We start from the raw sequence: 12,809 nt of genomic DNA on the forward strand, positions 1-12,809 counted from the left end.
GATCCCATGGGGATCATCAACGGCGCCGAGTTCGCGCCCACGTCGACGTATCTGGACACCGCGAAGTGCGGCCTGCTGCCCGCCCGCGCGGTCGAGGCGGTCCAGCGCCTTGCCGCCTCCAACGGCGCGGGCGGTGGTGCGGGCGACTTCGGGATCGTGGACGCCGCCCGCGAGTCCTTCGCGCGGATCGTCGGCGTGCCCGGCGCGCGGGTGGCCACCGGCGGCTCGGTCGCCGTCCACTGCGGACTGATCGCCGCGGCGCAGCCACCCGGCGCCGAAGTCCTCATCGCCGAAGGGGACTTCAGCTCCATCATCAACCCCTTCGTGGTGCGCGGCGACCTCAAGATCCGCTACGCGCCGCTCGACGAACTCGCCGGAGCGGTACGCCCCACCACGGCCCTCGTCGTGTGGTCCGCCGTGCAATCGGCCGACGGCCGCCTCGCCGACGACACGGCGGTCCGCGAGGCCGCCGCCGCCCACGGGGCGCGCACCCTCAACGACAGCACGCAGGCCGCGGGCTGGCTGCCCTTCGACGCGAGCCTCTACGACTACACCGTCACCGGCGCCTTCAAGTGGCTGCTCTGCCCGCGCGGCACGTCCTTCCTGACGGTGAGCGAGGAGGCGCAGGAATCCCTCGTCCCGCTGCACGCCGGCTGGATGGCTTCGGCGGACAGCTGGAACTCCACGTACGGCCCGCTCAGCGAACTGGCCCCCGGCGCCCGGCGGTACGACGAACCGCCCGCCTTCCTCGCGTACCACGGCGCTGCCCAGTCCCTTGCGTACGTCGAGGAGACCTCAATCGCGGCGGTGCACGCCCACGACACGGCGCTGGCGGCCCGCTACCGCGCGGGCCTCGCGGCCCTGGGCCACGAGCCGGTGCCCGGCGAGTCCGCCATCGTCTCGGTCCCCGGACTCGCCGACCGGGAGCCCGGGCTGCGCCGGGCCGGGATCATCACGTCCGCACGGGCGGGGCACCTGCGCGTCTCGTTCCACCTGTACAACACCGAGGCGGATGTGGACAGGATCCTTGACGTGCTCTCCGGCTGAACCCTGGCGCGCCGGGCGGCGGGGCACTAGGAATGCAGGACGGGGTGGCCTCACGAGGCGGTGGTGTCAGTGGCGGAACAGTCCTATCCGGACACCGACCTGCACCAGCGCCTGGTGTACGGCGACGAGACGGCACTCGCCGAGGTCTACGACACGTACGGCCCGCTGGTCCACCGCATCGCCAGACGCGTCACCCGCAGCCCCGCCGGGGCGGAGGACGTCGCCCAGGAGGTCTTCGCCCATCTCTGGTCGCGCCCCTACGCGTTCGACGCGCGGCGCGGCAGTCTGCGTACCTGGCTGAGCATGCTGGCGCATCGCCGGGCGGTGGACTGGGTACGCGGCGAGGAGCGCCACCGCAAGGCGGCCCACGCCGACGACGCGACCCTGCACACCATCCCCACCCCGGATCCGCCCCCGGAAGACGTGGTCATGGCACGAGAACGCTCCCTGCTCCTGCACTCCGCGCTGGCCAGGCTCCCGCTCCCGCAGCGCCAGGTGGTCCATCTGGCGTACTTCGCCGGCCGCACCTACCGCCAGGCGGCCGTGGAACTCGGCATTCCCGAGGGGACCGCGAAGACCCGATTACGCACGGCCCTGCGCAAGCTGGCCGAAGCCCTGACCGAACCACCCGACCCGGCACTTGCCGACGCTCCAGGCGAAAGAGGCGCGTGATGACCACGGATCACGAAGCCGTACGCGAACTTATCGGGGCCTGGGCCGTCGGCGCGCTCATGCCGGGGGACGAGCGGATCCTCGCGCCGCATCTGGCCGACTGCGATCCGTGCGCGGCGGAGGCGACGCGGTTGCGGGCGGTGGTACGGGACCTGGACGGGCCGCCCGTCACCGCCGGACCCCTGCCCGCCGAGCGTGGCCTGTCCCTCGCCCTGCGGACGCGTCCCGCGGCTCCGCGCACGGCCTCGCACGCCGCGCCGTACGCCGCCGCCGTCGCCGGACTCCAGGCGCTGCTGGGGGAGTTGGACGAGCACGGGCCCTGGGGGACTCCTGTCGTGCACGACTGGGACGTCCATGACACGATCGCGCATCTGCTGGCCGCGGACGAGCCGCTCGCGGTGCGCCTGGGCCTGCGGGTGGCGGGGGAGTTCGACGGCGTGGACGGGGCGTCGTGGCGCGAGGCGTGGGCGGCGCGTACGGAGGAAGTGCTCGCCCGTGAGCGCGGCCGTGCTCCGGCCGGGACCGTCGCGTCCTGGCAGGCCCAGGCGAAGGCGCTCCTGTCGTCGCCGGAAGCCCACGATCCGGAACTCGCGGGCCGGGCCACGACGTTGATGGGGGCCCGGCTTCCGCTGACCGAGCACTTCCTGGTCAGGGCCTTCGAGGCGTGGGTGCACACGGAGGACATCGGCAGGGCCCTCGATCTGCCGGTCCCGCCGCCCCGCACTCCTCACCTGTGGCAGCTGGTCCGCCTCGCCGTACGGATCCTGGGCCTCGCCCTGGGTTCCGGGACGCCGGCCGTCGCGCTGACCGTCGCGGGCGAGGGCGGCGAGGCCTCGTGGATCCTGGGCGAAGGGGCGGAGCCGGTGAGCGCGGAGCTGGTCCTGGACCCGGTGGACTTCTGCCGGCTCATGGGCGGGCGGGTGGATCCGGAGGTGGTCCCCAGGGGCCTCTCCGGTGACGAGGCCGCCGCGACCGGCGTCCTGACCCGGGCGGCGTCCCTGGCCTGGCTCTGACCTTTCCCCCCGGCGTTCCGGGTGTCCGAACAGCCCTCTCCCACCCACCCACCTGATCACCCCGCGTCCAGCCCCGGACGAACGAGAATCTCCGCCCGGAGCACGATTCGCGGCGCTCCGGTGTCGAAGTGGCCCCGCGTCCGGAGGCGGATGGCGAGGACGGGCATACCGGCGCGGCCCCGCCCCGGGACGGGGCAGCCCCGCTGGGCCCGCCCCTCCGCCGGCCCTCGTCCCCGCTAGGACCCGCCCTCAGCCGCTTCCGTGCACTCCGAGGCCCTCGCGGCCTCCGGGCAATCCGCCGTCTCCGCGCGCAGATTCGCCTCCACCCGACCGAGCAGCCGTGCCAGTTCCGCCCGGTCCCTCTCGTCGAGGCCCGCAAGGGTCTGGTCCTCCAGCTCGCCCCACGCCTCTTCCACGTCCGCCAGCAATCCGCAGCTCGTCTCCGTGGCCTCCACGAGGACCCCGCGGCGGTCGTCCGGGTCCGGGCGGCGCTGTACGTGTCCTGCCTGTTCCAGGCGCTGGAGCATCTTCGTGACCGTCGACGGGTCGAGGCCGACGGCCTTGATGATGTCCGACTGCCGCGCGGCCCCCGCGTCCCACAGGTACATCATCACGAACTCCTGGCCGGGGTAGAGCCCGGCCTTCTTCAGGACCTTGCCCGCCGCGATCCGGTGCAGCCGGGCCACCCGGCTCACGGTGTGGCTCACGGGTCCCCGCCGTTTCGCGGTGGGCAGCGGACAGGCGGGCTCGGCCTGGGCTTTCATCGGTGCTCCTGGGCGGGAAGTAGGGGGCGCGGTTTGGTTCCACCAGAATAACTTGGCCGACCAAGGAATGAGTTAGGGTGGCGCTCGGTTCAATTAATTGGCCGACCAATAAACCTGCCACGGGAGCCCCGATGACCACCGCGTTCGACTCTTTCGACCTCGCCGGCACGCCCCTGAGCAACCGCATAGCCATGGCGCCGATGACCCGCAGCCGCGCGGGCGCGGGCGCCACCGCCACGGACCTGACCGCGGAGTACTACACCCAGCGCGCCTCGGCGGGCCTGATCATCACCGAGGGCATCCAGCCCTCGGTCATCGGCCAGGGCTACCCGGACACCCCGGGCCTGCACTCCGCGGAGCAGGTCGAGTCCTGGCGCAAGGTCACCTCCGCCGTGCACGCCGCGGGCGGCCGGATCTTCGCCCAGCTCATGCACGCGGGCCGCGTCGGCCACCCCAGCCTGCTCCCCGACGGCCTGGTGAACGTCGCCCCCTCGGCCGTCGCGGCCGAGGGCCAGGTGTACACGGCCGAGGGGCCCAAGGACTTCGTCACGCCCCGCGAACTGACCGGCGATCAGATCCGCGCCACCATCGACGACTTCGTGACCGCGGCCCGCAACGCGATCGACGCGGGCTTCGACGGAGTCGAACTGCACGGCGCCAACGGTTACTTGATCCACCAGTTCCTGGCCCCCGGCTCCAACCTGCGTACGGACGAATGGGGCGGCACGCCCGAGAACCGCATCCGCTTCGCGGTAGAGACCGCGCGGGCGGTCGCCGCGGAGATCGGCGCCGCCCGCACCGCCATACGCCTCTCGCCGGGCAACCCCTACAACAGCATCACGGAGCCCGAGGCCGGACTGGAGGCGACGTACACCTCTCTGGTGAAGGAGCTGAGCGCCCTGGACCTGGCGTACCTGCACGTCATGGAGGTGGGCCCGATCCGCGACCTGGTGAACGCGCTGCGCGGGGGCTTCAACGGGCCCTTCGTCCTGAACCCCGCCACCGAGGGCTTCACCGGGCACGACTCCCTCGCCCTCGTCGAGGACGGCACCGCGGACCTCGTCGCCTTCGGCGCGCTGTTCCTCGCCAACCCCGACCTGCCGGCCCGCCTCAAGGCCGGGGGCCCGTACAACACGCCGGACGCCGCGACGTTCTTCGGCGGCACGGAGAAGGGCTACACCGACTATCCGGCGCTCTGACGCCGGGGAGCCGCCCCTGAACCAAGTGTGGCCCGGCACCCCACGGTGCCGGGCCAACTCGCGTACGAGACTGCTTACTTCACCGGAGTGAAGTCCCGCGCCCCAATGTATTCCGGCCGCCGGACCGGCGCCGCGAACGGCTCCACGGCCGGATTCTCCACGCTGTTGAACACGATGAAGACATTGCTGCGCGGGAACGGAGTGATGTTGTCCCCGGAACCATGCATGGCATTGCAGTCGAACCAGGTCGCGGAGCCCGCCTCGCCGGTGAACAGCCGGATGCCGTAGTCGGCGGCGAGGCTGGTCAGCGTCTCGTTCGACGGAATGCCCGCGTCCTGCATCTGCAGTGACCGCTTGTAGTTGTCCTTCGGCGTGGCGCCCTCACAGCCGAGGAACGTCTTGTGCGACCCCGGCATGATCATGAGGCCGCCGTTGGTGTCGTAATTCTTGGTGAGCGCGATCGAGACGGAGACGGTCCGCATGTTCGGGAGGCCGTCTTCGGCGTGCCAGGTCTCGAAGTCCGAGTGCCAGTAGAACCCGGAGGCTCCGAAGCCGGGCTTCACGTTGATCCGGGACTGGTGGACGTACACGTCGGACCCCAGGATCTGCCGGGCCCGACCCACCACCCGCGGGTCGGCCGCGAGCTTCGCGAACAGCTCGCTGATCTTGTGCACCTCAAAGATGGTGCGGATCTCCTGGGAGCGCGGCTCCACGATCGAGCGGTCGTCCGCCCGCATCGTGGGGTCGTTGATCAACCGCTCGAGCTCGCCGTGGAAGACGCTCACCTCGTCCGGGGTGATGAGCTGGTCGATCGCCAGGAAACCGTCCCGTTCGAACCCCGCCAGATCATCGGCCTCGATGGGCCCCGGCGTACCCGGCTCGGACCACACGACGGGGTCCTTGCGCTCGATGAGGACCTCCTCGGTGCCTCGGGTCGGGTACAGGTCGGCGGTGCGTTCGGGTGCGGTGGTCATGGTGTTGCCTGCCTCTCCTCTCGTACGGCCCTTTCCGGGATGTACACCCCCGCCGCCCAGAGGAAGAGGGCGGCGGGGGAGATTCATGGGGCGTGTCTCAGCCCTGCGGCGCGGCGCCCGAGCCCGCGCCGGTCGCGACGCTCAGGCCGCCGGCTCCGACTCCGGCTCCGTGAGCAGCGGGTACACGCCGTTCTCGTCGTGGTCCTCACGGCCCGTGACGGGCGGGTTGAAGACGCAGATGCAGTGGAAGTCCTCCTTGATCCGCATCGTGTGCTTCTCGTGCCCGTCGAGCAGGTACATGGTGCCCGGCGTGATCGTGTACTTCTCGCCGGTCGTGTCGTCGGTCAGCTCGGCCTCGCCCTTGGTGCACACGACGGCCTCGATGTGGTTGGCGTACCACATCGACGTCTCCGTACCCGCGTACAGGATGGTCTCGTGGACCGAGAAGCCCACTCGCTCCTTGGCGAGGACGATGCGCTTGCTCTCCCAGGTGCCGGACGCGGACTTCACGTGCCGGTCGGTGCCTTCAATGTCCTTGAACGAACGGACGATCACGGTGAGTTGGTTCCTTTTCTCTTACGGGGGTGAAGAAGCTGGCTTGAATTCGCTCAGGCGGTCTCGCGCACCGCGCGGGCGAGGGTGCGAAGCCCTTCGTCCAGCTCGTCGGCGGTGATCGTCAGCGCCGGAAGGAGCTTGACGACCTCGCCCTCGGGTCCTGAGGTCTCGATGAGCAGGCCCAGTTCGAAGGCGCGCTTGGCGATGGCGCTCGCGCGTGCCTTGTCGATGAACTCCATGCCCCAGACGAGACCGCGGCCGCGGTACTCCTTGATGGCGCCGGGGTTCTCGTCGGCGATCGCCGCGAAGGCCTCCTCGACCTGCTCACCGCGGGCGCGGGTCTGCTTCTCCATGGCCGGGCCGTCGGACCAGTAGGTCTCCAGGGCGGCGGCGGCCGTGACGAACGCGGCGTTGTTGCCGCGGAAGGTGCCGTTGTGCTCGCCCGGCTCCCACACGTCGAGCTCCGGCTTGAACAGGGTCAGCGCCATCGGCAGGCCGTAGCCGCTGATGGACTTGGACACCGTCACGATGTCCGGCGTGATGCCCGCCTCCTCGAAGGAGAAGAACGCGCCGGTACGGCCGCAGCCCATCTGGATGTCGTCGACGATCAGGAGCATGTCCCAGCGCTCGCACACCTCGGCGAGCTTGCGGAGCCACTCGGCGCGGGCGACGTTGATGCCGCCCTCGCCCTGGACCGTCTCGACGATCACGGCGGCGGGCTGGTTGAGGCCGGAGCCCTGGTCCTCGAGCAGCCGCTCGAACCAGATGAAGTCGGGGGTCTTGCCGTCGAGGTAGTGGTCGAACGGCATCGGCGTGCCGTGCACCAGCGGGATGCCGGCGCCGGCGCGCTTGAAGGCGTTTCCGGTCACGGCGAGCGAGCCGAGCGACATGCCGTGGAAGGCGTTCGTGAACGACACGATCGACTCGCGGCCCTTGACCTTGCGCGCCAGCTTCAGCGCGGACTCGACGGCGTTGGTGCCCGTCGGGCCCGGGAACATGACCTTGTACGGCAGGTCACGCGGGCGCAGGATGATGTTCTGGAACGACTCGAGGAACGCGCGCTTGGCGGTCGTCGACATGTCCAGGCCGTGGACGATGCTGTCGCGCTCCAGGTAGTCGATCAGGGCGCGTTTGAGGACCGGGTTGTTGTGGCCGTAGTTGAGCGACCCGGCCCCGGCGAAGAAGTCGAGGTACGAGTGGCCGTCCTCGTCGAACATGCGGCTGCCCTGCGCACGGTCGAAGATGGTGGGCCAACCGCGGCAGTAGCTGCGCACCTCCGACTCCAGGGTCTCGAAGACGCTCAGGTCGGGCTGGGTGATGGTCACAGCAGATCTCCTGGGAGATGGAAAGACGTGGGAGGTGGGGGGAACGGGTGGTGCGTGGTGCGTGTGGGGGAGGGCGGAACTCAGCCGACTGGCTCTATGAGGAACAGGACCTCGGGCTCGTGCCCCTCTTCGGGGAAGAGCCCCGCGTCGAAGAGCACCGTGCGCTCGACAGACGCTCCGTGGCGCTGTGCGTACGAGGTGAAGAGCCGCTGGGACGGTTCGTTGTCCGGCGTGATGGTCGTCTCGACCGAGACCAGCTCCCGGTCGGCGGCGACCTTGGCGGTGAGACCGTCGAGCAGCGCACCGGCAAGGCCGCGGCCTCGGTGCGCTTGGTCGACGGCCACCTGCCAGACCACCAGGGTGCGCGGCCGCTCGGGCCGGATGTAGCCGGTGATGAACCCGGCGGGCTCACCGTTCGAGTCCCTGGCCACCACGGAGGTCGCCGCGAAGTCGCGGCACCACAGCAGGTAGCTGTACGAGGAGTTGAGGTCCAACACCTTCGAGTCGCGGGCGATCCGCCAGATAGCGGCCCCGTCGGCGACGTCGGGGGTGTCGAGGCGCAACCCCTCGGGCATTTCCAGGGAATTCGCTTGCAGGTCGGTCGGTAGATCGGCTTGTGCAGCGGTCATGCGGATTGAATTTACCGAGCAATTTCTTCAATTGCATCGCCGAGAGGGGTTACGTCAGAGCGCCCTATGTGTTATCACGCGTGGGTGCGCGCCCGCAGGAATCCCCGGCAGTTTGGCCTGATTTGATGGGGTCATAGGGAACATTACGGGCGCGATGTGGAGTACGTCACAGAAGCGTAACTCCCTGGAAGCGTGTCCGAAATGTGAGACTCTGGGTTGTCGAAACCTTAGTGTTTAGGTCCGGGAAAAGCGGGCAGAAGAATACGGGAAGCTGTGCTGGATAAAGTGGATAAAGAAGCGGTGAGAATGCGTCCGTGAATTTACGTAGAGCATTTACGGCCCCGTTACCCCGTCGATTCCCTCCCTGAGGAGATCGGCGTGACCGTTGTGCCGCGCGTACTCCTCGATGAGGTGGACCAGAATCCAGCGCAGGCTCACCTCGGCGCTGCCCGCCACGCCAGCCTCCGGCTCGCTCAGCCGCCCCACGTCGTCGAGCGAACGGCCCGCGCAGAGCTCCTTGCTCACCGCGACCTCGCGCCGCCACACCGGCGAGGACCTGGCCGTACGTCCGCTCCGGCTCCAGGGCAAAGCCCCCGGCGGTATCGCCGTCGCTCCCGTACACGGGCGGCACGTCCCGCCCGGCGAAGACCCGCTGGAACCAGTTCCGCTCCACCTCGGCCAGGTGCTGCACCAGGCCGAGCAGGGTCAGCGACGAGGACGGGACCGCCGTGACACGGGTCTGCGCGTCATCGAGCCCGGAGCACTTCACCGCGAGGGTCTCGCGGTGAAAGTCGAGCCAGCCCGCCAGCATCACCGACTCGCCCGCGATCGGATCGGGCACGGCACGGCCGTCCGGGAGCGTGGTCGTCATGCGGCTCACGCTGCCATGCGACCCGCCCCCCGCGTCCCCTGTTCGCTCTGAGCTTGGAAGGCGCAGCACCGGCATGAAACGGGCGCGGCCGGGAAGACGTTGTGGCCTGCCTCCGGAGGCTCGGGTCCTGCCGCGGAAGACCCGGCGCCTGCCCGCCGAGGGCAGAGCGCCTGCCGGCCGAAGGCCCGGCGTCAGCCGGTGAAGACGCGCGTCTGCCGCCAGGCCGCAGCGGTCGCCCTCCAAGGCCCGTCGCCTGTCAGTCAAGGCGCTGCGCCTGTTGGCGAAGACCCGGCGTCCGCCCCCGGAGGCCCAGCGCCCGCCGGTGAAAGCGCAGGGCCTGTCCGGCTGGCCGGCGTGGTGTGGTGGTTACTGCCAGGCCTCCGTTACCGCGCGTCGTGCCGCCTCGAGGTCGACCGTGAGGCCCGCCTCGCTCATCACGGCGCCCAGAGCGGCCAGCGAGGCGTGCACTGCGCCGCGGGTCGCGTCCGGGCCGTAGTGGTTCACCCGGATCATCTCCTTGGCAAGGGCGCCGCCACCGGCGACCAGCGGAAGCACCGGGTCCGCGGCGAGCGCCTTGGCGACGAGCAGCGAGGCGTCGACGCCCTCGGGGGCGCGCAGCGTCGTGGCGACCGGAGCGGCGTCCCGCGCCTCGTGGACGTACGGCGAAAGGCCGCCGCCGAGCGCGATCGCGCCCGCGCGGGTCGCCGCCGCGGCGGTGGCGTGCCGCGCCATCAGGGCGTCGAGCCCTTCCGCCTCGATGCGCTCCACGCAGGCTTCGAGCGCGAGCATCTCCAACTGGGCCGGGGCGTGGAGCAGCGCCTTGCGTCCGCCGTCGATCCACCGCTCCTTCCAGTCCAGGAGGGAGAGGTACGAGCGGCGCGGCGCCCGCGGATTGCCGGCCAGCCGCGCCCAGGCCCGCTCGCTCACGGAGACGGCGGAGACACCCGCGGGACCGCCCATCGCCTTCTGCGCGCCGATCACGCACAGGTCCACGCCCCACGCGTCCGGAAGCAGCGGCTCCGCGGCCACCGACGCGACGGCGTCGAGCATGAAGAGGGCCCCGTGCTCGCGTACGACCTCACCGATCTCGGCGACGGGGTTGGTGTTGCCGGTCGCGGCCTCGGCGTGGACGAGCGACACGAAGTCGATCTCGGGGTGCGCGGCGAGCGCCTCGCGCACCTGTTCCGCGGTCACCGCGGTGTGGAAGGGGACGGCGAGGTCGACGACGGTCGCCCCGCAGTCCCGCAGCCAGTTCCCGAAGGTCTGGCCGTACGGCCCCGTGATCACGTTCAGCGCGGTCGTGCCGGGCTGCGCCGCACCCCGGATACAGCCCTCCAGGGGAAGCAGCGCCTCGCCCTGCATGATCACGATGTCCTGCGAGGTGGAGAGCAGCCCGGCGACGCGCTCCTCGATGGAGGCGAAGTGCTGGGCACTCAGGGGTGCCAGGTCAAGGAAGGGGTGTGTCACGGTGCTGCTCACTTCGCTCACGAGTTCGTTCGTTCGGGCTGCCGGACCGAGCGTACCGACAGGCTCCTAAGCTGCTGCACATGAGCGATCACACGGTGCTGCACGTGAAGGGGCGGGTGCTCGTCGGACCGGACGAGGTACGGGACGAATTGTGGGTGGTCGGAGGCCGGGTGACGTACGACCGCCCGTCGGCGGCGCCGGACGTCACGGTCGACGGCTGGACCCTCCCCGGCCTGGTCGACGCGCACTGTCACGTGGGCCTGGACGCGCACGGCCCGGTGGACGCGGCCACGGCCGAGAAGCAGGCGCTGACCGACCGCGAGATCGGCGCGCTCCTCATCCGCGACGCGGGCTCCCCGTCCGACACGCGCTGGATCGACGACCGCGAGGACCTCCCGAAGATCATCCGGGCGGGCCGCCACATCGCGCGTACGCGCCGCTACATCCGCAACTACGCCCACGAGATCGAGCCGTCCGACCTCGTCGCGTACGTCGCGCGGGAGGCACGGCGCGGCGACGGCTGGGTCAAACTGGTCGGCGACTGGATCGACCGCGACGCCGGAGACCTGACGGCATGCTGGCCCCGCGCCGAGGTGGAGGAGGCGATCGCCGAGGCGCACCGGCTCGGCGCGCGCGTGACGGCACACTGCTTCGCCGAGGACTCGCTGCGGGATCTGGTGGAGGCGGGCATCGACTGCATCGAGCACGCCACCGGACTGACCGAGGAGACCATTCCGCTCTTCGCCGAGCGGGGCGTCGCGATCGTCCCGACGCTGGTGAACATCGCGACGTTCCCGCAGCTGGCCGACGGCGGCGAGGCCAAGTTTCCCAAGTGGTCGCGGCACATGCGGCGGCTGTACGACCGCCGTTACGACACGGTGCGATCCGCGTACGACGCCGGGGTCCCCGTGTTCGCGGGCACGGACGCCGGCGGCTCCCTGGCCCACGGCCTGGTCGCCGCCGAGGTGGCCGAACTGAGGCACGCCGGAATCCCGGCGGTGGACGCGCTGTCGGCGACGACATGGGGCGCGCGGACCTGGCTGGGCCGCCCCGGCCTGGAGGAGGGCGCTCCGGCGGACCTGGTGGTGTACGGCGCGGACCCCCGGCAGGACGTGGGGGTGCTTGCCGCGCCGCGGAGGGTCGTGCTGAACGGGCGGGTGGTGGGGTAGGGCGGGCCTCTTGTACGTGCCGGTACGCCATCACGTCATTACGTGCCATCACCGGCTCGCCGAGTTCGTCCTGAGTCTCCGCCCATGTCACAGCCGGGAAAGGGCGGGGTCAGGCCTGGCTAGGCCTAGCCAGGTCTAGCCAGGCACAGAAAAAGCCCCGCCCGTCAGCACCGGCACCCCCACCGAACCCCCCGTCTCCACAGCCACCGCCACATCCCCCGCGAAGCCGTACCCCCGCAACTCCCGCCCCGACGCACAGTCGGCGACGGCCGAAGCGACATCCGCGCACGACGTGAACGCGCCCGCCGCTGCCGCCGCCTCCGGCGAGACCTCCACCCCCCGCATCGCGGAGATCACCGCGCCCGCCCCCAGCGCATCCTCCAGCGCGGGCCGCAAGCTTCCGTCCGGCCACCGCTCACCCGCGGCGACCACGGCAACCGGCCGATCGGAACCCCCGTAACCCTGCTCCACCAGCCAACTCCCCACCGCCGCCGCATTCCTGAGGCACCCCGCGACCACCACCCCCGACGCTCCCGCCGCCGCGGCGATCGCCGATCCGTTGGGCGAGGGCAGCACGAGGCGGGGCGTGAAGGGCGCCCGGCGCAGCGCGGCGGGGGAGAGCGACCACGGCGAGGCGGGGCTCATCGCGCGCCGCCCCACCGCCAGTTCGGCGCTTCGTTCGGCGGCGAAGGCGACGGCGCTCTCGTCCCGCCACGCGTACGGGAAGACGCGCGTCCCCGCGTCCACCGCGACCGACACCGCGGTCGTGAACGACAGCACGTCGACGACGACCAGGCACGCCGCCTCCGCGTCGGCGACGCCCGCCATGAGCCGCCGCGCCCCCTCGGGCCCCCATTCGAACCGCACCCCGTACGCGCTCTGGGCGCACCATTCCCCGTCACGCGTGTGCTCCGTCTGTCCCATGGGACTCATATTGACGGAGCGTTACGTGTAGGGCCCTCCGTTCGTTGCACATCATTCGGCCACTCCACCCGGCGTCAACCGCCGTGTTCGAGCCAGGGAGTTACTCGGGTGACGGCGGGGAACGCCCGTGCCGCAAGATTCGAAAGCAGGGGCGGAAACCTCCCTTTGGAGTGAACTCACGCTTGGTCGCTGGCTATTCA

The 12,809-nt window shown here is 70.8% G+C and carries 12 protein-coding genes and 1 pseudogene; 5 read left to right on the forward strand and 8 right to left on the reverse strand.

The window, feature by feature from the left end; genetic code table 11:
- The first annotated feature begins 6 nt into the window (after positions 1-6).
- The 3 genes from IE226_RS23585 (at position 7) to IE226_RS23595 (ending at position 2,732) form a co-directional block, all read left to right on the forward strand.
- Complete coding sequence (locus IE226_RS23585) at positions 7-1,047, forward strand: aminotransferase class V-fold PLP-dependent enzyme (RefSeq protein WP_190083313.1); 1,041 nt, start codon at positions 7-9, stop codon at positions 1,045-1,047.
- A 69-nt stretch (positions 1,048-1,116) separates the two neighbouring features.
- On the forward strand, positions 1,117-1,719 hold the full coding sequence (locus IE226_RS23590; protein WP_229871493.1) for an RNA polymerase sigma factor: 603 nt from the start codon (positions 1,117-1,119) through the stop codon (positions 1,717-1,719).
- A complete protein-coding gene (locus tag IE226_RS23595) occupies positions 1,719-2,732 on the forward strand; it encodes a maleylpyruvate isomerase family mycothiol-dependent enzyme (protein WP_190083315.1) in 1,014 nt (337 codons plus the stop codon). Before IE226_RS23590 ends, IE226_RS23595 begins: the two co-directional genes overlap by 1 nt.
- 236 nt (positions 2,733-2,968) lie before the next feature.
- Here IE226_RS23595 and IE226_RS23600 read toward each other — a convergent pair whose 3' ends face one another.
- Positions 2,969-3,496: a MarR family winged helix-turn-helix transcriptional regulator gene (locus IE226_RS23600; protein ID WP_190083316.1), complete on the reverse strand. Its 528-nt coding sequence runs from the start codon at positions 3,494-3,496 to the stop codon at positions 2,969-2,971.
- 131 nt (positions 3,497-3,627) lie between these two features.
- Here IE226_RS23600 and IE226_RS23605 point away from each other — a divergent pair, with 131 nt between their 5' ends.
- Positions 3,628-4,695, forward strand: a complete 1,068-nt coding sequence (locus IE226_RS23605) for an alkene reductase (protein ID WP_190083317.1) — start codon at positions 3,628-3,630, stop codon at positions 4,693-4,695.
- 74 nt (positions 4,696-4,769) lie between these two features.
- On the opposite strand, the gene thpD is transcribed toward IE226_RS23605, so the two are convergent.
- The 6 genes and pseudogenes from thpD to IE226_RS23635 all read right to left on the reverse strand — a co-directional run bounded on the left by thpD (position 4,770) and on the right by IE226_RS23635 (position 10,537).
- On the reverse strand, positions 4,770-5,669 hold the full coding sequence (gene thpD / locus IE226_RS23610; protein ID WP_190083318.1) for an ectoine hydroxylase: 900 nt from the start codon (positions 5,667-5,669) through the stop codon (positions 4,770-4,772).
- Positions 5,670-5,810: 141 nt separating this feature from the next.
- Positions 5,811-6,224, reverse strand: a complete 414-nt coding sequence (locus IE226_RS23615; RefSeq protein WP_190083319.1) for an ectoine synthase — start codon at positions 6,222-6,224, stop codon at positions 5,811-5,813.
- 53 nt (positions 6,225-6,277) lie between these two features.
- A complete protein-coding gene (gene ectB / locus IE226_RS23620) occupies positions 6,278-7,549 on the reverse strand; it encodes a diaminobutyrate--2-oxoglutarate transaminase (RefSeq protein WP_190083320.1) in 1,272 nt (423 codons plus the stop codon).
- 80 nt (positions 7,550-7,629) lie between these two features.
- Complete coding sequence (gene ectA, locus IE226_RS23625) at positions 7,630-8,178, reverse strand: diaminobutyrate acetyltransferase (protein ID WP_190083321.1); 549 nt, start codon at positions 8,176-8,178, stop codon at positions 7,630-7,632.
- A gap of 333 nt (positions 8,179-8,511) precedes the next feature.
- Positions 8,512-9,049: pseudogene (locus IE226_RS23630) on the reverse strand (DinB family protein).
- Between the two features lie 366 nt (positions 9,050-9,415).
- Entirely contained in the window at positions 9,416-10,537 is a 1,122-nt protein-coding gene (locus tag IE226_RS23635) for a pyridoxal-phosphate-dependent aminotransferase family protein (protein WP_190083322.1), read from the reverse strand.
- A 59-nt stretch (positions 10,538-10,596) separates the two neighbouring features.
- Between IE226_RS23635 and IE226_RS23640 the strand changes: the two genes are divergently transcribed.
- The gene (locus IE226_RS23640) at positions 10,597-11,685 is read left to right on the forward strand and encodes an amidohydrolase family protein (RefSeq protein WP_190083323.1); all 1,089 of its coding nucleotides are present in this window, start codon (positions 10,597-10,599) and stop codon (positions 11,683-11,685) included.
- A 135-nt stretch (positions 11,686-11,820) separates the two neighbouring features.
- On the opposite strand, the gene IE226_RS23645 is transcribed toward IE226_RS23640, so the two are convergent.
- Positions 11,821-12,609: a 2-phosphosulfolactate phosphatase gene (locus IE226_RS23645; RefSeq protein WP_190083324.1), complete on the reverse strand. Its 789-nt coding sequence runs from the start codon at positions 12,607-12,609 to the stop codon at positions 11,821-11,823.
- Positions 12,610-12,809 lie beyond the last annotated feature (200 nt).

Source organism: Streptomyces longisporoflavus (genome assembly GCF_014649775.1).
GTDB lineage: Bacteria > Actinomycetota > Actinomycetes > Streptomycetales > Streptomycetaceae > Streptomyces > Streptomyces longisporoflavus.